Genomic DNA, 16,937 nt, shown 5'->3' on the forward strand with positions numbered 1-16,937 from the left:
CCTCCCGATAACTATTTATTATCAGTATACTTTTTAAATAATCTGGACTATAATAGGTCTGTTATCATTTCAAATAGGGAGTTAACTATGAACCATTTAGAAGCTTATCTACATCATTGCCAATATTATAAACGCCTCAGCAAACATACTTTACGGGCATATAATACAGACCTCCAGCAATTTTTAAATTCTGACTTCTCCGATGTGACAGACTATCTAAATAATTTAATATTAAACACAAAAAAGACTAGCACTCTTAAACGAAAGATTGCTAGTCTTAAATCATTTTATCAGTACTTGGAAGAACAAAATCTTTGTTCTGAAAATCCTTTATTAAGATTCAAGTATCAATTTCGATCTGAGAAAAGATTGCCAAAAACAATACCTTCTCATGAATTGAAACAACTGTATCACTATTTAGAGCATCAGCTAGCTCAAGCAAAAACAAACTATGCTAAAAAGAGATCCTGTCGAAACTTATTAATCTGCCTGCTTCTGCTCGCAACCGGATTACGCATTTCGGAACTTTGCCAATTAAAGCGAGAACAACTTAATTTCAACTCAAGGACGATTCAGGTAATCGGAAAAGGCAATAAGGAACGTTTACTCTATATTGGTCATGAGAGAACCTTTCAGTTATTATTAGATTATCTCGCAACTGATTTCCCCCATCAAACGACTTACTTATTCCCAGGCAAAAATCATGACGAATACCTTAAAGAACAAACCGTCCGACGACTATTAAGAACTATTTCCACAACATTGAAATTCTCTAAAATCATTACTCCACACATGTTCAGACACAGTTTCGCAACCATGTTGCTAGATGATAATGTTGATATTCGCTACATTCAACAACTTCTCGGGCACAGTTCAATTGCAGTAACTCAGATTTACACTCATGTTTCTTCGGCAAAACAACAAGAAATCCTAATCCATCACAATCCCCTCAATACCATAAACTCATAATCGCTCTGATTTTTTATGCTTCCTAAACTGCTCTATTTTTTTCTCTAGCTCATCTGTTTTCAGTTGTGCTCTGGCTTCTTCAATCTGTTCATCAAGACTAAATTCAGGGGGCTGTATCGTCTCTGGTATCAGATGGTCTGTCTGAGCGAAAGCGCCTCCCTTGCTATCAAAGACCAGGTCAAGTAGTCTCTCCACCTTTACCAACTCTTCCTCAGTCATGGCTGATAGGGTGTGAATCAGAGACTTGAATCGATCACTGGAGGGCCGACCAGTTGCTTCCTTTCCGAATAGTTTTCTAAACATTTGCTTTGCTCCTTCTCATTGAAAAACAGCCCACAAGGGACTGTTTCCTAGTTAAGACTATCAATGGCCATAAGAATAGCCTTGATGGTTTTCACGGTTGTTTCCTTTTGAGACACCTGTTGCTGAATCTGCTCCAGTTGCTCTTGGTAGTTCTCCAGCTCCAACTGATGGCCACTCAATAGCTGAGTAAGATGGGCCTTGTAAGAGGCTGTAATATCATCTTCTGAATCGTCTGCGACGGAGTTTCCTGTTCTAGTTTCACTTGCTCCTGGGCTTTTAGCTCTGGGGCTTGTTTCCCCTTATGAGCCGCAAAGGCTGCTGCGTAATCAATTGACTCACTGGCTTTCTGCTCTGGAGCTGGTTTACCAAATAGTGCTGCAATCTTAGCTCGTTCTTCTGCTGGGCTAGTTGTTGGTGTCTCTGTTGCCTCTAACTGGCCATCAAAAGCCCATTCTTCTGTCTTAGTCATGGTCTATCCTCACTTCTTCATTATTTTTCTGACGGGGTCTATCACCTTGGGATAAGGACCCAAATGCCTTATCTAAGGCCTGGTCAAAGCTCAACTGACTGTGAGCTTGCCTAGCCATAAAACTACTAAACATGGCTTCCTGGAGCTGTTGTTGGAGCTCATCTAAACGATTCTGCTCCTTTATGACCCGTTCAGTCTGTTTAGCCACCTTATCCTCTAAGCGAGCCACCTGGCTCATACTCATAGCGTTTCCTCCTTCATCTATTTTTTCTAGCTTATCAAAGCCTTCTTGATTTTTTCATCACAGGTCTAAGCTCATGGCAGAGCGGACAAGTACGGGCCCGTTTGGCAACTCTGCCTTGACCTGGGCAATCATGTCTTCCAGTTCCGGCTCTTTGCCTTGCCTGACCAAAACATCGTTCCAATCCGCCTTGTCCTGACCTGAAATAAGGGGTGGTAAATCAAGTTGTACGGGAAAACTCTGCTCCTTAATGTTAGCCACAAACTCCCGTCCTGCTTCATCGTTATCAACGGCCAAGGTTATATAGTACTTTAGTTTTTAATTAGTATATATTATACTAGAGTTATGGCTTACGGAATTGATTTTAGAAAACGTGTTATTAACGACGTCCAATCAGGGCATACTAAGAAAGAAGCATGTGCTTTATTTGGAATCAGTACAAATACGTTACACCTTTGGGAGAAACAGTTGGAAAAAGAGGGGCATTTGAATCGTAAACCACGTTCTAGGAGCCCTCGCAAACTCCCTTTAGACCAACTGGAAGAGTACCTTGTAGGCCGAAATCTTTACTGTTAAGCACCTGCCACTCGACATGATACCCCAATTCATAAAGCGTAGTGAGGATTGTGGCGAATATCCGTCCCTGGTCGTGACTGAGTAACCCCTTGACGTTCTCAAAAAATAGATAAGGTGGTTGGATTTCCTTGGCACATCGAGCAAGCTCAAAAAAGAGAGTGCCTCTAGTGTCTTCAAATCCCAGTCGTCCCAGTCGTCTGCCTGCGAGAGAAAAGGCTTGGCAAGGAAAGCCCCCACAGAGGACATCCACTTGTCCTCGGAGCTGCCTGAGTTGGTCGTCGGTGATTTGGGTAATGTCATGGTATTCTAATTCTCCTTCTGTGTCGTGAATGGCCTGATAAGACCGTCTAGCGAATTTATCTATTTCGCAAAAACCAATGCAGGTATGGCCTTGACTTTCCATCCCTAAGCGAAAGCCTCCAATCCCTGCAAAGCAATCAAAAAAGTTCATCTGTTTCTCCTTTCGGGTATCAAAAAAGACCTTACTTCCCGTAAAGCCTTTGTTAGATATGGTCCTCCATCTCTGGAGCATTGATAATCTCAACCACCAGACTGATGATTCACACAATAAAAATGCCTAGTGCAAGTTTCCACCACATGGTTCTCACCTTCTTTCATCCTGCCAAGCGGCGTTCCTTATTCCACTCTGCCAGAATCCCATTAAAGACATAGTCTGCGATGACTTCGGCCGTTCTAGCAAATCGCATATTCTCCAGAGCATACTGGTAGCGATTATCAAAATGCCTCATGGCAAACTCTGCCGCCCCCTGTGTGAACCCCTCTCGAATAAGCTGGTCGTAAACCAGGCCCCAGATATACTCTTTGTCATAGACTGTCGTTTTTTCAACTTTCCGTGTCAGGACCCTCTCCTCCTCGTCCTCAGAAAGAATTTCAGTCTCACTATATTCAGTCTCACTAGTGGCTGAAATTGAGACGGGGCCCGTCTGATTTTGAGACTGGCCCCGTGTTTTTTTTTTAACACCACCCCCGTCTGAATTTGACACGGGGGTCGGTTCATGTTCCAACTCACCAAGATAAATCTTGTTTGCGAGCCGTCCTTTTTCACTTGATGACTGTTGGACTTCTTCAATAAGTCCAAAGTCTCGCAGTGATTTCTTAATAGCCAAGAGTTTTGACTTTGAACAGCCTAAAAGTGCCATCAATTTTGAGTTAGAGTAAATCAAGTAGATAAAGCCCTGCTCATCTATCCAGCCCCTACTCAATGACAATTCTAAGCGATCTTTTAAGACGGCGTAAGCTACTTTGACTTCCAACTTCATGTCCTTGTAGCGCTCGCTCTCAAACAAGAGTTTTGGGAGCTTGTAATAACGCTCTGAGGTCTGATACTGATTAGCGGTAATGCGTTTCATGATTGTCCTCCAATACTTTGATTTCAAGTTGACCTCTTGCGGTGATATTAACCAGACCACTTGTTTCTAATTCTTTCAGGATTTCTTTCGCTGTATGTGGTGTTACTCCCATAGTAAGCATAAGGTAGCCAACGACACCAAGTCGAGTTGATTCTATAAGTTCCACGATTTTCCTCCTTGTAAAATAAAAAGGCAAGAACACTCTAAACTGTTCTTCCCTAAGCAATAATATATTCTCAATATCCAAATAATACTTCAAAAATTACTGATTTTGAGTCACCAAAAAAGTCACCAAATTTTACTTACTATTGCTTATTATTGCTCAATTATCAAATACCAGTTACTAAATCAAATAATTTTGATAGAAAGTAAAAACCCTTATAGTTCAAGGGTTTTGCAGTCATTATTCATAAAATAATAAGTCCGATTTTCGGTGATAAATATCATAGCTCCCATTCAACCATTGAATAATTGCCATTTGTGTAAAATCCTTTCGTATAAGGGTTTTCAACTATCATATTTAGAAATCTGATATCAGATTGAAATCACTACCTTTCATTATAACACGATTTTTTGGATTTTACCGTCATTGGTTTCTTCTATCAGGAAAAAATACAATCGCTGGTCTTGATGTCTTTTATCATGCTATTGTTAACCAAAAATCAAGATCAGATAATTAACAACAGATATAAGAACTAATAAGCCATTATTCAGAAGATGGACAACAATCGAGTCAACAAGGTTTTCACGACGAGCATATGCCAAGTAAAAAATCGTTCCTAGGGCAAAATACATCAGAAATTCGATTGGATAAGTGATATGTAGCAAAGCAAAAATGGAAGTACTCACTAGCCATGTCACCTTTTTAGAATGGCTTTGAAAGAAATAGCGACTAAAAAAGCCTCTAAACACAAGTTCCTCCATAATCGGGGCAAAGACACCGATAGCGACATGAAAAGCAATAAAATATAAGGGAAACATCTGGCTAAGTTGCTCATTAGTAGCCATTAAAGCTGCATCGTTAGCTGACATGGCATTACCCGTGATGATTTGGATTAAAAAAGTTCCTGCAATAGCGATCAGGCGAGTGGCAAGATAAAAGAGGAAAGCAATCCCAAAATCTTTCCAGGTAAATGGTAATTTAGTGATCTGATCTTTGCTCTTATATTTTTTCCAAACCATAACCACTATGGCACTAGCAATCAGTAAATAACCAAGGCCAGCAAGCCATTGCATCGGCGCTGGCGTTTTGTCTTGAGCTGCAATCAATGCCATCGGAAAGAGATTAAGGGTTAACACCAGTAATACCAGACCAATAAATTTAAGTATTTTTTTAAAACGTTTCATTATGTAATCCTCCTGTTTCGTTCTGAAGTGACTAATGCTTGAAAATCCTAAAGCTAGCCAGAAAACCAGCCTAAGACGTACAAGATTAATCGCAGTTGTATGGTTTGTTTGAGATAGATGGGTATTTTCTAGCCCATTTGAGGGAAGTAGCCAAAGAAATGGTTGTTGAAACCAGAGCCATCGAAGCTAATAGGAAAGATGTAGGCTGTCTCTTCATCCTTCTCTCTAAGCGATAAGGATACCACAAATCGAACGCTCTATTTTCGCATTAAACCAACTTTTTTAATATGCCCAAATTATGACTTTTTCTTCAAGTTTATAACTATGTGTTCATTATAAGTACCTTCCTAACAAGTGATCCTCTTTGATATACTGCTGCAAAATAATCATTATATTTGACGGTTTTTTTTAGTTAATCTTCTTTTGATAACTTACATTTTTTTACTATTTTTCGATCGAAAAGCGGGAGTATCAATCCTATAATCAACCCCATTAAAAATGATTTTATATCCATAGACCTACCTCCAACATGTTGTCCCATAGCCATTCAAAAATAAATCCGCACCGTTCTTGCCACCACCTTGAATGTCTGTCAACATCTCTTCTGATAACATTGGTAACTTAGTTACTACTTTCCTCATTTTTTACCTCTTTCTGTTAATTCAATATCGCTTACACATAAGATATAGCCCATTACATATCCTCAACGTGAGATAGACAAACATCAACAATTGCAGCCATACAGTGTGAGCTAAATAGCTCTTGAATCGATTGATAATGTCTAAATAAGTCCGTTTGCTTTTAAGAGTTTTAGTGATTAGCCAAAAAACAGATATCTCAAATAAGCAGTGTTAATTCTGAATAAGGGCGGTTTAGTAGTACTCCTAAAATGCTGATAAGGAGTGTAGAGATCACTATGGGCAATAGTAGCTTTTTAGCCATAGAGGTTACCCTTCACATTCTACGTCTTAATCTAACTATTAAAGAATCAGTGGATTCTAACAATCGCCCATGTTACGGTACAATATTGTGCTCCTAAAATAGCTCCAACGTCACTTTCTCCCTCTACTGTTGAGTGCTTCCTGCTATTCATTACCGCAAATTTTTCGATGACATTTGCACTCATATCAAATACCTCCTTAAATGATGATTACTTGTTCCTTACTACAGAACAATTCTAGTATAGCACTTTCTCAAAAAATAAGTGCTTCATTTCCTGAATGGTCATCGAAACGTCCTGAATGGGAAACTTTGACCATTATAAGAAGGTAAAGTGAGTGCTCAGGTGTTATTTTTTTTAAGCAAGTCGAAAAAATATTTTACTTTTCAGTCTACCTCATAAAACACCGGAAAAGTTCAAATAAACTGAAATTATAAATCATAACTAGAAATCTCTTTACAAAAAATAAAACCTTTTGACTTGGCTTGTTGTCAAAAGGTTCCTTCTATGAATAATTTATTCTCATCATTAGCGCTGCACTTTCGTGATTATCTTATATGTACAATATAAAAACAACCCAACAATAAGTAGTCTAAATCCAATTATCAGGCCACCATTTACCCAAAAATTATCCAAGAAAAAGCCTTGTGGTCCCTGATTAGATAGTTGTAACATCAGACCTGCGGTATTTGACGTTGACACAGAGACGATGGTCAGCAGTTTGTGGATAAGACCGCCTTGGAAAACTTGCAAAAGGAAACTAGGTACAAAAATAGAACCAGCGGACACAGCAAAGATGGTCAAGGGAGACTTGGTTTTACTGGAAATAAGGGCATTAACTGCCGTGATAAAGACCAGACCGATAAACTGAAAGACAAGCAAGTTGACAAAGGTTGACAGGAGTGTCAACTTCTCTGGAAAGGCCATAATGTTGACAAATGGATCAATCCAGTAAAGGTTAAGCTGAATACTGGTGTCCCAACCGCTAAAACCAAAGTACCAGGCGAAGACTGCTAAAATGATGGCGTTAAAAACCACAAACAAGCTAGTGCTAATCAGTAAACTGGCTGTCAACTTGGCCACCGTTAGTTTATTACGGCCATACTTGGTCGTCAAGAGAATCGGATTCATTTTCTTACTAAAATCACCAGAAAACAAGGGAGCTGACAGGTAAACAGACAGGAGCAAAATGAGAATATAGACACTATTACTAACCAGAAAAAGTTGGTTCCAAGGGGCGAAATTCCCTAGTTTCAACTCCTCAAGTGGAAAATGAGAACCTAACTGCTCCTGAGATTTCAGTTTAATGTTGTCGAACTGGAGCACCTCATCGGTCTGGTTAATAGTAATCAACATCTCATTAGAATCAGGGATTAACTCACTAATAGCGTAATGAGAGACCACGTTGTAAACCCCTTTTTTCTTGAGATCAGGCTGGTTTTTAGCGTAGTCATTGAGAATGCGACTCATCAAATCATCTGATAAGTAGCCTGTGTGTTCTTCAGCAATCTGCCGATTAATGGCAACAGCTGCTTTGCCATTAACTTTGTCAGAAGAATACCCACTAATCTGACCGACAAAAAAATTAGTATAAAACAAGCCGAACAAGGCTAGTAGGGCAACCGTTACTGCTCCTAGAGCTGATTTTTTACGGAGTAATTTGGTCAATTCAAAGAATAAGATGGTTCTCATGAGACTTGCTCCTCTCTAAAGTGGTAAATGTAGAGGTCTTCCAAACTCGGCTTAACAGGTTGAGCTTGCTGGCTTGGGCGATGATTGGTGACCACACGGAACACTCGGCCAGATGAGGTCACTTTTTCATTGACCACGGCAAGGTTCTCACTGCTTGGCAGGTGTGAACCATCAGGCACGGGAAACTCCCAGACCTTACCGAGCATGGTCTCAAGCAGCTCTTGGCTACTGCCCTGCTGAAGAAATTGCCCATTTTTCAAAATGATAATCTCCTTGGCGATGGCCTCCACGTCGGAGACAGGAGACAATGTGGGTGGACAGGAGGATAATCTTGCGAGCGGACAGGTCGCTGATGATGTTGCGGAACTTGACCCGCTCCTTGGGGTCCAGGCCTACTGTCGGCTCGTCCAAAATCAGGATTTTCGGGTCATTGAGCAGGGCTTGAGCGATGCCTAGCCGCTGCTTCATGCCTCCAGAGTAGGCTGCAATCCGCTTGCGACGAACATCGTGCAGGCCCACCAGCCGAAGCAGGTGGTCAGCCTCTTTCTTGGCCTGTTTTTTGGACATCCCTTTTAAGGTTGCCATGTAGAGCAGAAAGTCCATGCCTGTAAAGTTGCCGTAATAGCTGAAATGCTGGGGCAGAAAGCCGATGTGCTGGTAGAAATCAGCCGACTGGGCGTGGCCATCCAGCAAAATCTGTCCCTCATCAGGGCGGGTAAAGTGGCTAATCAGATTGAGCAGGGTGGTCTTGCCCGTCCCGTTTGCCCCCAGAAGCCCTTAGAGACCAGAGGTAAACTTAGCAGAAATCTGATTAAGAACGTTATTTGTTCCGTAAGTTTTATTTAATTGCTTCAATTCCAATAGCATTAGAAATCTCCTCGCTTCAGAAATAATTACACTGACATTTTTGAATAAAACGCCAGTGTAACTATTTCATATCTTAAGCATAATCAACAGTGCAAATAGTTCCTAGGTTTCGGAGCATATAATTATTTGCGTTGCTCTGAGCTTTATCTCTAAACATGTGCCATGCACTTGTTTTACCATTATTACATCTCCAACGATAACCCCATCACCCTTCGACAGCAGCAAGTTCAGCATAATTCAGAGTATTGAATTGTTTCATTGTTTTTGTATTCATGATGAATACCTCCTTTTTTCTTAATTTAAAAGGTAATTCATATTTATTAGCACCAAGGGGCAACTCCACAGATAGCTTTACCTACTGCATTGATGCCTTTACGAGTATTTTTCCCGATTCTGTATCAAAAATCATATGATTCATTGTCACCGCCATTGATGTATTGCAAGTCAGATGTCGTCAAAGTTTTAAAATGTTTAGTTTTCATTGTTTTTCTCCGTTATTAAAATTATTTCAGCAGTAGTCCTGCCATAATAGATGACACAGTGATGAGTGAATTTGTTAAAACATGAGCAAATATACTATCTCGTAATTGTCTTTGTTGACAATATAAGATACTAAAAAGAAGGCCGCTTATAAAATAATCCAGTAAATTAGCAGATAGTACATAGGTATGGGCATAAGCAAAAAGAAATGATGAGAGAAAGATTGGAAGGTATTTTTGAGTTGGGTATGATCTCATAAGACTCTCTTGAAAAATCCCCCTAAAGACAACTTCTTCAAGAATTGGACCTGTGAAATGAAGAGCCACTAGCATAACCAACATATTGGGTGAATTGAATTGTTGCACGATATCGTCATTGTTAGCAGAAGCCAAATCCAAGCCAAAACCTATCAATATCGATTTAATCCCAATAATTAACAAGAATGATAATAGCGTCCAACCTACAGTCGTTCTCAAAGAGAGATATTTTTTAACAGGGATATTAGGAAAACACTTGACTTTGACCAGTGATAAGCATCCCAATAACAGCAAGAAAGCTATTAACAAAATCGTTATTTTAAGAACAACACTCCCTTGAAACATACCAATCCCTAAATAAATTGGAATTTGTACCACTAAGCTTAAGAAGATTGTTAACACAATCAAACCACATAGTTTTAGTAATCTCATTTTGCTTTCCCTATCTATTACTTGCAGCTAGCTACTTTCTAGCAACTTCCTTTATGCTTTCTACCTTTCAACCCATCTGCAAGACCGCAAATACTAGATAAAATTTGATTATAAGTTGGTAACAATGGGAGAAACCATCCTCCCTCACCACCTTGAACAGTTGCAAGAGCATCAGCACTAAGCACATTGAATTGTTCCATTGTTTGTGTATTCATGATGAATACCTCCTTAAAATATAATTTTTGTTCGTTACAACAGAACACTTTTAGTATAGCACTAATTCTATTTTTTGGACGAAAAAATCCTAAATGGTAGCTATAACATCCTGAATGGTCATTTTTCAACTGTTTACAATGAAAAATAGACCGTTCAGAAATTACTTAAAAGGTGAACCTGGGATTTTTTTACCATTCAGGACGTTTCGATGATCATTTAAGATTTGAACGTATTTTTTTCGTTATTTTTGTCATAATAGTCTTATCACTAAATAAGAAAGGATTTTTCCAATGACATCTTACAAACGAACCTTTGTTCCTCAAATCGATGCTAGAGATTTTGGAGTAGCTACCTTGGCTTCTATTGCATAGTGCGCCATAATAAAAAACTGTTTGAGCATGCTCAGACAGTTTAAGTTAGATTAGCTTGGTAAGATCAATCATTTATTGCGCTTGATTGGATAACTTGGTATTGAATGGTTTGTATGCCCTAAAATTAAGAACAATAACATTTCATCTATTGTCTTAAAATGAACTTACCGAGTGCCCTCTACAAGCCTCGTCGTAATACTTCATAAAAATTACAATTTTTCAATGAAAAATACAGTTTAAGATTGTTCTTATAAAAAGCAGGATAAACAAAATTATAGAAATTCTCATCAGTACTTCTTCTTTTTTTACAATACCAATTATCAATAGTATAAGTAAAACTAAAAATAAAGTTACAAGTAATAATAATCTATAATCCATTAATAATAGCTTGTCCTGATCCAACAGCACATCCTATTCCTGCGCCAAGTAAATAGAATGGGCCTGAGAAAGCACCTGTAACTATTGCTCCACCTACACAATTTCCTGCGACAGACCCCCAATTAATTTTGCCGCCATTTACACTTACCAAGTCAAACTCGTGTAGCATCTGAAAATCTTCGTACTGTTTCATAACTTCACTCCTTTCTTATTTGAATTTATTGCCAATCATTCCACCAATACATGCAAAACCTCCTCCAATTGCACCAACATGTGCACCAACAAAAGCACCTGGAAGTGCACCAATACCTCCTGCTGGAGCTCCCCAAAGAGCTCCTCCTCCAACCCCTGCTAACATATATCCTCCCATGTCTTTAAGACAATGCTTACCAGAGTACCCCCCCCCCTTCAACAGCGGCAAGTAATTCGGTGTCCAACAGTTCAAATTGTGAAATGGTTTGTGTATTCATATCGAATACCTCCTTAAAATATAATTTTTGTTCGTTGCAACAGAACACTTTTAGTATAGCACTTTCTCAAGAAATAAGTGCTTCATTTCCTGAACGGTCATTTAACTTTCCTAAATGGGGAAAGTATTGGCATTCAAACATCTAATTTCCCAATTCTTTTTTTATTAATAACCTATTTAAAAAATATAATCTTAAAATAGATGTAAACAATATATAGAATGAACCAAGAACCAAGGTGATAAATGATAGCAACGATGAACATATACTGAATATTACTACTAAGATTATCGTTATAAGCAATGCATTATATTCCACTTTATCTGAACTAAAAACTAATACATACGGAGCAAGCTTATCTAAAACTTTGGAATCTGTAAAAAAAAGTAACCGATACATGTTCTTCTCCTTTAAGAATAAGAGAACAGGTAAAACTACCTGAACTCTTATCAGCCTATTTGTTTTTAGCGAGGCCAAATAATTGCAGCTACTGCACCTCCAGCAGCACAAACGGCGTAAATTTGAGGCGTTGGAAATGGTACTGCTTGAAGACATAATGCTACGCCTTCCACAGCCCCTCCAACTCCAGCCAAAAATAAATCCGCACCGTTCTTGCCACCACCTTGAATGTCTGTCAACATCTCTTCTGATAACATTGGCAAATTAGTTACTACGTTTGTCATTTTTCTTCTCCTCTTTCTTTTAATTCAATATCACTTACACACAAGATATATCCCATAGTATAGAACATAATAAACACATGACTGTAGAAAAATAATAGTCCATTCTCTAGTCCATTATAGCTCCTCAACATGAGATAGATAAGCATAAGCAATTGAAACCATGCAGTGCGAGCTAAATATCTCTTGATACGATTGATAATGTCTAGATAGTTCCATTTGCTTTTAAAATTCTTATTGATTAGCCAAAAAGCTGATAACTCAAATAAGCAATTATATATAAACAACATAATTAATTCTGAATATGGCCGGTGCAGTAGCACTCCTAAAATACTTGTGAGTAGCGTAGAGACCACTATGGGTAAGAGCAGTTTTTTATCCATAAACATCACCTTTCACATTCTACGTATTGATCTAAACACGAAAAATTAGTGGGTTCTAATAATTGCCCATAATCCGGTGCAATATTGTGCTCCTAAAATAGCTCCCCCGATAATCCCTACTAGAGGAACTACACTGCCCAGCGCAGCCCCTGAAACAGTACATACACCTAGAGCTTGAAAAAATTCTCCAACTCCAACGTTACTTCCCCCATCAACAATTGAAAGAGTATCAGCACTAAGCACATTGAATTGTTCCATTGTTTTTGTATTCATGATGAATATCTCCTTTATGATATAGGTTTTATATTTTGTCTGATTGCAACCTGGACAAGTCTAGTATAGCACTAATTCTATTTTTTGGACGAAAAAATCCTAAATGGTAGCTATAACATCCTGAATGGTCATTTTTCAACTGTTTACAATGGAAAAAGGGACTATTCAGAAATTATTTAAAAGGTGAACCTGGGCTGCTTTAGCATCCATTGCCAAGTTTTAGGGTTCTGACTTTTCCTAGCTCATTTGAGTGGAGTTGAGAGTTTACCATAGAAAAAAGGACACCAACTAACATGCTGGTGTCCTAAGAAAATCAATTACAACCTATTTCTTTTGGAATAAGCAACTCTTCATTATAACCAATGAACAAATTGAAAAAATACCAAATTCCAAAATATTATCCGATTGACATATTAGAGATATTCCATTTGCTAATATCAAAAAAATAAATAGAGAATTTTTTTTCATACGTTTAACAAAAACTTATTACAGCGCTGCAGGATGCAATCCAGATGCTAAATAAAATATAGCAGCTGTTCCAAAAATACATTTAGCTGAGGCTCCGTCTTCAATAACAGAGAGCCATAAGCGGTTCTGTTGTTGTAATCATCATAACACTCCACTATTTTTTAAAGCTTTATTTACCATGCTAACCGAAATTAAAGCAACTAGATAAAAAATTAAGGACTCTGTTCCGAGTAACCCAGCAACCACTCCGCCACCAATACCTGTAAGTAAAGCATAAAAATATTTATTATAAATCAATTCTTTCATAGACCTACCTCACTTGCTACTACACTAAGCAATAGACTACCACCAACATGTAGCAGAATATCCTAGATAACCACCAGCTGCTCCTAGAGCGGCACCCGGAAAACCTCCAGTAAATGCTCCTCCGATTGCACCAGAAATAGTAGCTGTACCAGCACCTTTCCAACTGCACTTACCCCCTTCAACAGCGGCAAGCAAGTCAGTGTCCAAAGGTTCAAATTGTGAAATGGTTTGTGTATTCATGATAACTACCTCCTCTTTAATTTATATTTTTAGAAACAAGAATTATATAGAATACTCTTTACATGACAGCAATCTTATCTAAAAAGAGATAATCTTTTTCAATCTTTTTTATCAAGATAAACCATTAAAGAGGCTAGTAAAGAAACAATTGATAAAAGATTTATCATTTGTTTTGATAAAGACAGTTGATAGAAAACTAAAAAGAATAAATAAGATGTTAGACGGCTAAAGTTTTTTTGATAAATAGCATGAATTGTTATAAAAACAATTATAACAGAAAATAAGATAATAAAAATGGTGTAAATCATTTAATTAGCCTTATAGGATAAATAAGCACTACCTGCTGTAAAGCCAACAATACAAACTCCCTTTAAAACAGGGTGAGGAATTTTACAAAATTTCATGCCTGCACTAAAACCCGATAAACCACCTAATACAGCATTCCCTGCAGCATTACCACCGTTTATATTTGCCATATCATCTATTAATAGTTCTTTATATTTTTTCATTATTTTGCTCCCTAAAAACCACCTGTTGCACCTGTTACACCAGCCCATAACGTAATACCTGCTTTAGCCCCGATATAACCACAAGGTATGCCACAAATTGGAAAACCTATAGAAGCCCCAGCGCCACCAGCAGCCAAGACTCCTGTTACATTAGCTGCCCAATTATTCTTACCCCCTTCAACAGCGGCAAGCAAGTCAGTGTCCAAAGGTTCAAATTGTGAAATGGTTTGTGTATTCATATCGAATACCTCCTTAAAATATAATTTTTGTTCGTTGCAACAGAACACTTTTAGTATAGCACTAATTCTATTTTTTGGACGAAAAAATCCTAAATGGTACTATAACGTCCTGAATGGTCATTTTTTCATCATTTTTCAACTATTTACAATGAAAAAAGGGACCGTTAAGAAATTATTTAAAAGGTGAACCTGGCTGTTTTTTTTTTTACCATTCAGGACGTTATAGTACCATTTAAGATTTGAACATATTTTTTTCGTTATTTTTGTCATAATAGTCTTATCACTAAATAAGAAAGGATTTGACAAATGACATCTTACAAACGAACCTTTGTTCCTCAAATCGATGCTAGGGACTGTGGGGTGGCTGCTTTAGCATCCATTGCCAAGTTTTATGGTTCTGACTATTCCCTAGCTCACTTGAGGGAACTAGCTAAAACGAATAAAGAAGGAACAACCGCCCTTGGTATCATCAAGGCAGCCAAGGAGATCGGATTTGAAACGAGAGCCATTCAGGCTGATATGAGTCTTTTTGATATGGACGATGTGCCTTATCCCTTTATCGTTCACGTCAATAAAGAAGAAAAACTCCAACACTACTATGTGGTGTATCACAACAAAAAAGACTACCTCATCATTGGTGATCCTGACCCTACGGTCAAAGTTACAAGGATGTCCAAGGAACGGTTTGCTTCTGAATGGACAGGGGTCGCTATCTTTCTGGCACCAGAGCCTAGCTACAAGCCTCATAAGGATAAGAAAAATGGTTTGACGGGTTTTTTACCTCTGATCTTCAGACAAAGAGCTCTCATCTTCTATATTATCGTTTCCAGCCTCTTGGTCACACTCATCAACATTGGTGGATCTTACTATCTCCAAGGTATCCTAGATGAATACATCCCCAATCATATGACGTCAACGCTAGGTATTATCTCCATCGGTCTGATCATCACCTATATCCTCCAGCAGATGATGAGCTTCTCACGAGATTATCTCCTGAGCGTGCTCAGCCAACGGCTAAGTATTGATGTGATTCTCTCCTATGTTCGCCACATCTTTGAACTGCCCATGTCCTTCTTTGCGACAAGGCGGACTGGTGAGGTCATCTCTCGGTTTACGGATGCCAATGCGATCATTGATGCGCTAGCCTCTACGATTTTGTCACTTTTTCTCGATGTTTCCATCCTAATCATCGTTGGAGCTGTGCTTTTAATTCAAAACACCAACCTCTTTCTTCTCTCACTGGTTTCAATTCCCATTTACATTCTCATCATTTTTGCTTTTATGAAGCCATTTGAGCAGATGAATAACGATGTCATGCAGAGTAACGCAATGGTCAGCTCGGCCATCATCGAAGACATCAATGGTATTGAGACCATAAAGTCTCTCACCAGCGAAGAAACGCGCTACCAAAAAATGGATAGCGAGTTTGTGGATTACTTGGATAAATCCTTCAAACTCAATAAATACACCATCCTACAAGGAACGCTGAAACAGGGAGCTCAACTCATTTTAAACATTTTTATCTTATGGTTTGGCGCTCAGTTAGTCATGAATGGGCGTATTTCAGTTGGGCAGCTAATTACCTTCAACACCCTTTTAGCTTACTTTACCAATCCTTTGGAGAATATTATTAATCTTCAAACCAAACTCCAGTCAGCTAAGGTGGCTAACAATCGCCTAAATGAAGTCTACTTAGTTGAATCTGAGTTCAGCAACACTCAGACCTTAACGGATTCACCGTTTCTGACTGGCGATATTCGCTTTGAAGACCTTTCCTATAAATACGGTTTTGGACGTGACACCCTGTCTGACATCAATCTAACCATCAAACAAGGGGATAAGGTCAGCCTAGTAGGAATTAGTGGCTCAGGAAAAACGACCTTGGCCAAGATGATGGTCAACTTCTTTGAGCCTTACAAGGGACGAATCACCATCAACAACAATGACCTTAAGATGGTTGATAAAAAGATTCTCCGACAACACATCAACTACCTCCCCCAACAGGCTTATATCTTTAGTGGATCTATCTTAGATAACTTAACCTTGGGTGCTAATCTGATGACTAGCCAGAAAGACATTATCAGAGCTTGTGAGATCGCTGAAATTCGCCAAGACATCGAACAGATGCCTATGGGCTATCAGACAGAACTATCAGATGGGGCTGGCTTATCGGGTGGTCAAAAACAGCGAATTGCTCTGGCTAGAGCTCTATTGACTAAAGCTCCTGTTCTTATTCTGGATGAAGCAACCAGTGGCCTTGATGTCTTGACTGAGAAAAAAGTCATTGATAATCTGATGGCCATGACAGACAAAACCATTATCTTTGTCGCTCATCGCCTCAGTATTTCTGAGCGAACGAATCAAGTCATCGTCCTTGACCAAGGAAAAGTCCTTGAGACTGGTTCGCATCAGGAATTAATGTCCAAACAAGGCTTCTACCATCATCTATTTAGCAAGTAAGGAG

The 16,937-nt window shown here is 38.7% G+C and carries 28 protein-coding genes and 3 pseudogenes; 4 read left to right on the forward strand and 27 right to left on the reverse strand.

The window, feature by feature from the left end:
• Positions 1–87: 87 nt before the first annotated feature.
• Positions 88–969, forward strand: coding sequence for a tyrosine-type recombinase/integrase (locus ACMZ6Z_RS03655; RefSeq protein WP_416131323.1), 882 nt, complete (start codon positions 88–90; stop codon positions 967–969).
• Here the strand turns inward: ACMZ6Z_RS03655 and ACMZ6Z_RS03660 are convergent.
• The 5 genes from ACMZ6Z_RS03660 to ACMZ6Z_RS03680 are packed head-to-tail and all read right to left on the reverse strand — an operon-like array spanning position 964 to position 2,243.
• Positions 964–1,272, reverse strand: a complete 309-nt coding sequence (locus ACMZ6Z_RS03660; protein ID WP_416131260.1) for a hypothetical protein — start codon at positions 1,270–1,272, stop codon at positions 964–966. The genes ACMZ6Z_RS03655 and ACMZ6Z_RS03660 overlap by 6 nt on opposite strands.
• Before the next feature lie 47 nt (positions 1,273–1,319).
• Positions 1,320–1,436: a hypothetical protein gene (locus tag ACMZ6Z_RS03665; protein ID WP_416131261.1), complete on the reverse strand. Its 117-nt coding sequence runs from the start codon at positions 1,434–1,436 to the stop codon at positions 1,320–1,322.
• 11 nt (positions 1,437–1,447) lie between these two features.
• Positions 1,448–1,741 carry a DUF5945 family protein gene (locus ACMZ6Z_RS03670; protein ID WP_416131262.1) on the reverse strand — a complete coding sequence of 98 codons (294 nt, stop codon included), beginning with the start codon at positions 1,739–1,741 and terminating at the stop codon, positions 1,448–1,450.
• Positions 1,734–1,985: a DUF5965 family protein gene (locus ACMZ6Z_RS03675; RefSeq protein ID WP_416131263.1), complete on the reverse strand. Its 252-nt coding sequence runs from the start codon at positions 1,983–1,985 to the stop codon at positions 1,734–1,736. Before ACMZ6Z_RS03675 ends, ACMZ6Z_RS03670 begins: the two co-directional genes overlap by 8 nt.
• Before the next feature lie 57 nt (positions 1,986–2,042).
• On the reverse strand, positions 2,043–2,243 hold the full coding sequence (locus ACMZ6Z_RS03680; RefSeq protein ID WP_416131264.1) for a hypothetical protein: 201 nt from the start codon (positions 2,241–2,243) through the stop codon (positions 2,043–2,045).
• A gap of 84 nt (positions 2,244–2,327) precedes the next feature.
• Between ACMZ6Z_RS03680 and ACMZ6Z_RS03685 the strand changes: the two genes are divergently transcribed.
• Positions 2,328–2,558: an IS630 transposase-related protein gene (locus ACMZ6Z_RS03685; RefSeq protein ID WP_416131265.1), complete on the forward strand. Its 231-nt coding sequence runs from the start codon at positions 2,328–2,330 to the stop codon at positions 2,556–2,558.
• Here ACMZ6Z_RS03685 and ACMZ6Z_RS03690 read toward each other — a convergent pair.
• The 11 genes and pseudogenes from ACMZ6Z_RS03690 to ACMZ6Z_RS03740 all read right to left on the reverse strand — a co-directional run.
• Positions 2,542–3,009: pseudogene (locus ACMZ6Z_RS03690) on the reverse strand (DNA cytosine methyltransferase); the annotation flags it as partial. The gene ACMZ6Z_RS03685 and the pseudogene ACMZ6Z_RS03690 overlap by 17 nt on opposite strands.
• A gap of 163 nt (positions 3,010–3,172) precedes the next feature.
• Positions 3,173–3,928, reverse strand: a complete 756-nt coding sequence (locus tag ACMZ6Z_RS03695; protein WP_416131266.1) for a replication initiator protein A — start codon at positions 3,926–3,928, stop codon at positions 3,173–3,175.
• Positions 3,909–4,094 (reverse strand): hypothetical protein, encoded by a 186-nt coding sequence (locus ACMZ6Z_RS03700; RefSeq protein WP_416131267.1) that lies wholly within the window; start codon positions 4,092–4,094, stop codon positions 3,909–3,911. Before ACMZ6Z_RS03700 ends, ACMZ6Z_RS03695 begins: the two co-directional genes overlap by 20 nt.
• Before the next feature lie 485 nt (positions 4,095–4,579).
• Positions 4,580–5,275 (reverse strand): lysostaphin resistance A-like protein, encoded by a 696-nt coding sequence (locus ACMZ6Z_RS03705; RefSeq protein ID WP_416131268.1) that lies wholly within the window; start codon positions 5,273–5,275, stop codon positions 4,580–4,582.
• Positions 5,276–5,793: 518 nt separating this feature from the next.
• Positions 5,794–5,916 carry a hypothetical protein gene (locus ACMZ6Z_RS03710; protein ID WP_416131269.1) on the reverse strand — a complete coding sequence of 41 codons (123 nt, stop codon included), beginning with the start codon at positions 5,914–5,916 and terminating at the stop codon, positions 5,794–5,796.
• A gap of 347 nt (positions 5,917–6,263) precedes the next feature.
• A complete protein-coding gene (locus tag ACMZ6Z_RS03715; protein WP_416131270.1) occupies positions 6,264–6,401 on the reverse strand; it encodes a hypothetical protein in 138 nt (45 codons plus the stop codon).
• Between the two features lie 342 nt (positions 6,402–6,743).
• On the reverse strand, positions 6,744–7,907 hold the full coding sequence (locus ACMZ6Z_RS03720) for a hypothetical protein (protein WP_416131271.1): 1,164 nt from the start codon (positions 7,905–7,907) through the stop codon (positions 6,744–6,746).
• Positions 7,904–8,678: pseudogene (locus ACMZ6Z_RS03725) on the reverse strand (ATP-binding cassette domain-containing protein). The gene ACMZ6Z_RS03720 and the pseudogene ACMZ6Z_RS03725 overlap by 4 nt, the downstream one beginning before the upstream one ends.
• A gap of 494 nt (positions 8,679–9,172) precedes the next feature.
• Complete coding sequence (locus tag ACMZ6Z_RS03730) at positions 9,173–9,256, reverse strand: ComC/BlpC family leader-containing pheromone/bacteriocin (protein WP_416131324.1); 84 nt, start codon at positions 9,254–9,256, stop codon at positions 9,173–9,175.
• A 21-nt stretch (positions 9,257–9,277) separates the two neighbouring features.
• On the reverse strand, positions 9,278–9,943 hold the full coding sequence (locus ACMZ6Z_RS03735; protein ID WP_416131272.1) for a lysostaphin resistance A-like protein: 666 nt from the start codon (positions 9,941–9,943) through the stop codon (positions 9,278–9,280).
• A gap of 38 nt (positions 9,944–9,981) precedes the next feature.
• Positions 9,982–10,158 carry a ComC/BlpC family leader-containing pheromone/bacteriocin gene (locus tag ACMZ6Z_RS03740; RefSeq protein ID WP_416131273.1) on the reverse strand — a complete coding sequence of 59 codons (177 nt, stop codon included), beginning with the start codon at positions 10,156–10,158 and terminating at the stop codon, positions 9,982–9,984.
• 291 nt (positions 10,159–10,449) lie between these two features.
• Here ACMZ6Z_RS03740 and ACMZ6Z_RS03745 point away from each other — a divergent pair.
• Positions 10,450–10,527, forward strand: a pseudogene (locus ACMZ6Z_RS03745) (peptidase C39); the annotation flags it as partial.
• A gap of 370 nt (positions 10,528–10,897) precedes the next feature.
• Here ACMZ6Z_RS03745 and ACMZ6Z_RS03750 read toward each other — a convergent pair.
• The 11 genes from ACMZ6Z_RS03750 to ACMZ6Z_RS03800 all read right to left on the reverse strand — a co-directional run bounded on the left by ACMZ6Z_RS03750 (position 10,898) and on the right by ACMZ6Z_RS03800 (position 14,473).
• Positions 10,898–11,101, reverse strand: a complete 204-nt coding sequence (locus ACMZ6Z_RS03750) for a TmhB bacteriocin enhancer peptide (RefSeq protein ID WP_416131274.1) — start codon at positions 11,099–11,101, stop codon at positions 10,898–10,900.
• A gap of 15 nt (positions 11,102–11,116) precedes the next feature.
• Positions 11,117–11,266, reverse strand: a complete 150-nt coding sequence (locus ACMZ6Z_RS03755; RefSeq protein WP_416131275.1) for a hypothetical protein — start codon at positions 11,264–11,266, stop codon at positions 11,117–11,119.
• Between the two features lie 28 nt (positions 11,267–11,294).
• The gene (locus ACMZ6Z_RS03760; protein WP_416131325.1) at positions 11,295–11,378 is read right to left on the reverse strand and encodes a ComC/BlpC family leader-containing pheromone/bacteriocin; all 84 of its coding nucleotides are present in this window, start codon (positions 11,376–11,378) and stop codon (positions 11,295–11,297) included.
• A 141-nt stretch (positions 11,379–11,519) separates the two neighbouring features.
• Positions 11,520–11,930, reverse strand: a complete 411-nt coding sequence (blpZ, locus tag ACMZ6Z_RS03765) for an immunity protein BlpZ (RefSeq protein ID WP_416131276.1) — start codon at positions 11,928–11,930, stop codon at positions 11,520–11,522.
• Complete coding sequence (locus tag ACMZ6Z_RS03770) at positions 11,840–12,058, reverse strand: Blp family class II bacteriocin (RefSeq protein WP_416131277.1); 219 nt, start codon at positions 12,056–12,058, stop codon at positions 11,840–11,842. The genes blpZ and ACMZ6Z_RS03770 overlap by 91 nt, the downstream gene beginning before the upstream one ends.
• On the reverse strand, positions 12,055–12,438 hold the full coding sequence (locus ACMZ6Z_RS03775) for a hypothetical protein (RefSeq protein ID WP_416131278.1): 384 nt from the start codon (positions 12,436–12,438) through the stop codon (positions 12,055–12,057). Before ACMZ6Z_RS03775 ends, ACMZ6Z_RS03770 begins: the two co-directional genes overlap by 4 nt.
• 45 nt (positions 12,439–12,483) lie before the next feature.
• Positions 12,484–12,711 carry a Blp family class II bacteriocin gene (locus tag ACMZ6Z_RS03780; RefSeq protein ID WP_416131279.1) on the reverse strand — a complete coding sequence of 76 codons (228 nt, stop codon included), beginning with the start codon at positions 12,709–12,711 and terminating at the stop codon, positions 12,484–12,486.
• 609 nt (positions 12,712–13,320) lie between these two features.
• Positions 13,321–13,485 (reverse strand): hypothetical protein, encoded by a 165-nt coding sequence (locus ACMZ6Z_RS03785; protein WP_416131280.1) that lies wholly within the window; start codon positions 13,483–13,485, stop codon positions 13,321–13,323.
• A 36-nt stretch (positions 13,486–13,521) separates the two neighbouring features.
• Positions 13,522–13,725 carry a Blp family class II bacteriocin gene (locus ACMZ6Z_RS03790; RefSeq protein ID WP_416131281.1) on the reverse strand — a complete coding sequence of 68 codons (204 nt, stop codon included), beginning with the start codon at positions 13,723–13,725 and terminating at the stop codon, positions 13,522–13,524.
• 308 nt (positions 13,726–14,033) lie between these two features.
• Positions 14,034–14,234, reverse strand: coding sequence for a bacteriocin (locus tag ACMZ6Z_RS03795; RefSeq protein WP_416131282.1), 201 nt, complete (start codon positions 14,232–14,234; stop codon positions 14,034–14,036).
• An 11-nt stretch (positions 14,235–14,245) separates the two neighbouring features.
• Positions 14,246–14,473 (reverse strand): Blp family class II bacteriocin, encoded by a 228-nt coding sequence (locus tag ACMZ6Z_RS03800; RefSeq protein WP_416131283.1) that lies wholly within the window; start codon positions 14,471–14,473, stop codon positions 14,246–14,248.
• Positions 14,474–14,779: 306 nt separating this feature from the next.
• Here ACMZ6Z_RS03800 and ACMZ6Z_RS03805 point away from each other — a divergent pair, with 306 nt between their 5' ends.
• Positions 14,780–16,933, forward strand: a complete 2,154-nt coding sequence (locus ACMZ6Z_RS03805) for a peptide cleavage/export ABC transporter (protein WP_416131284.1) — start codon at positions 14,780–14,782, stop codon at positions 16,931–16,933.
• Positions 16,934–16,937 lie beyond the last annotated feature (4 nt).

This window comes from Streptococcus pluranimalium (genome assembly GCF_047785705.1).
In the GTDB taxonomy this organism is placed as follows: Bacteria; Bacillota; Bacilli; order Lactobacillales; family Streptococcaceae; genus Streptococcus; species Streptococcus pluranimalium_A.

Excerpts from the sequence above, each read along its gene's own strand:
- ACMZ6Z_RS03705 (WP_416131268.1), bottom strand. The coding sequence starts at position 5,275 with ATGAAACGTTTTAAAAAAATACTTAAATTTATTGGTCTGGTATTACTG.
- ACMZ6Z_RS03780 (WP_416131279.1), bottom strand. The coding sequence starts at position 12,711 with ATGAATACAAAAACAATGGAACAATTCAATGTGCTTAGTGCTGATACT.
- ACMZ6Z_RS03675 (WP_416131263.1), bottom strand. The coding sequence starts at position 1,985 with ATGAGTATGAGCCAGGTGGCTCGCTTAGAGGATAAGGTGGCTAAACAG.
- ACMZ6Z_RS03770 (WP_416131277.1), bottom strand. The coding sequence starts at position 12,058 with ATGACAAACGTAGTAACTAATTTGCCAATGTTATCAGAAGAGATGTTG.
- ACMZ6Z_RS03685 (WP_416131265.1), top strand. The coding sequence starts at position 2,328 with ATGGCTTACGGAATTGATTTTAGAAAACGTGTTATTAACGACGTCCAA.
- ACMZ6Z_RS03790 (WP_416131281.1), bottom strand. The coding sequence starts at position 13,725 with ATGAATACACAAACCATTTCACAATTTGAACCTTTGGACACTGACTTG.
- ACMZ6Z_RS03785 (WP_416131280.1), bottom strand. The coding sequence starts at position 13,485 with ATGAAAGAATTGATTTATAATAAATATTTTTATGCTTTACTTACAGGT.
- ACMZ6Z_RS03670 (WP_416131262.1), bottom strand. The coding sequence starts at position 1,741 with ATGACTAAGACAGAAGAATGGGCTTTTGATGGCCAGTTAGAGGCAACA.
- ACMZ6Z_RS03660 (WP_416131260.1), bottom strand. The coding sequence starts at position 1,272 with ATGTTTAGAAAACTATTCGGAAAGGAAGCAACTGGTCGGCCCTCCAGT.
- ACMZ6Z_RS03720 (WP_416131271.1), bottom strand. The coding sequence starts at position 7,907 with ATGAGAACCATCTTATTCTTTGAATTGACCAAATTACTCCGTAAAAAA.
- ACMZ6Z_RS03740 (WP_416131273.1), bottom strand. The coding sequence starts at position 10,158 with ATGAATACACAAACAATGGAACAATTCAATGTGCTTAGTGCTGATGCT.
- ACMZ6Z_RS03730 (WP_416131324.1), bottom strand. The coding sequence starts at position 9,256 with ATGAAAACTAAACATTTTAAAACTTTGACGACATCTGACTTGCAATAC.
- ACMZ6Z_RS03795 (WP_416131282.1), bottom strand. The coding sequence starts at position 14,234 with ATGAAAAAATATAAAGAACTATTAATAGATGATATGGCAAATATAAAC.
- ACMZ6Z_RS03710 (WP_416131269.1), bottom strand. The coding sequence starts at position 5,916 with ATGAGGAAAGTAGTAACTAAGTTACCAATGTTATCAGAAGAGATGTTG.
- ACMZ6Z_RS03800 (WP_416131283.1), bottom strand. The coding sequence starts at position 14,473 with ATGAATACACAAACCATTTCACAATTTGAACCTTTGGACACTGACTTG.
- ACMZ6Z_RS03760 (WP_416131325.1), bottom strand. The coding sequence starts at position 11,378 with ATGAATACACAAACCATTTCACAATTTGAACTGTTGGACACCGAATTA.
- blpZ (WP_416131276.1), bottom strand. The coding sequence starts at position 11,930 with ATGTCTTCAAGCAGTACCATTTCCAACGCCTCAAATTTACGCCGTTTG.
- ACMZ6Z_RS03715 (WP_416131270.1), bottom strand. The coding sequence starts at position 6,401 with ATGAGTGCAAATGTCATCGAAAAATTTGCGGTAATGAATAGCAGGAAG.
- ACMZ6Z_RS03655 (WP_416131323.1), top strand. The coding sequence starts at position 88 with ATGAACCATTTAGAAGCTTATCTACATCATTGCCAATATTATAAACGC.
- ACMZ6Z_RS03775 (WP_416131278.1), bottom strand. The coding sequence starts at position 12,438 with ATGGATAAAAAACTGCTCTTACCCATAGTGGTCTCTACGCTACTCACA.
- ACMZ6Z_RS03755 (WP_416131275.1), bottom strand. The coding sequence starts at position 11,266 with ATGTTAGCAGGGGTTGGAGGAGGAGCTCTTTGGGGAGCTCCAGCAGGA.
- ACMZ6Z_RS03805 (WP_416131284.1), top strand. The coding sequence starts at position 14,780 with ATGACATCTTACAAACGAACCTTTGTTCCTCAAATCGATGCTAGGGAC.
- ACMZ6Z_RS03735 (WP_416131272.1), bottom strand. The coding sequence starts at position 9,943 with ATGAGATTACTAAAACTATGTGGTTTGATTGTGTTAACAATCTTCTTA.
- ACMZ6Z_RS03695 (WP_416131266.1), bottom strand. The coding sequence starts at position 3,928 with ATGAAACGCATTACCGCTAATCAGTATCAGACCTCAGAGCGTTATTAC.
- ACMZ6Z_RS03750 (WP_416131274.1), bottom strand. The coding sequence starts at position 11,101 with ATGAAACAGTACGAAGATTTTCAGATGCTACACGAGTTTGACTTGGTA.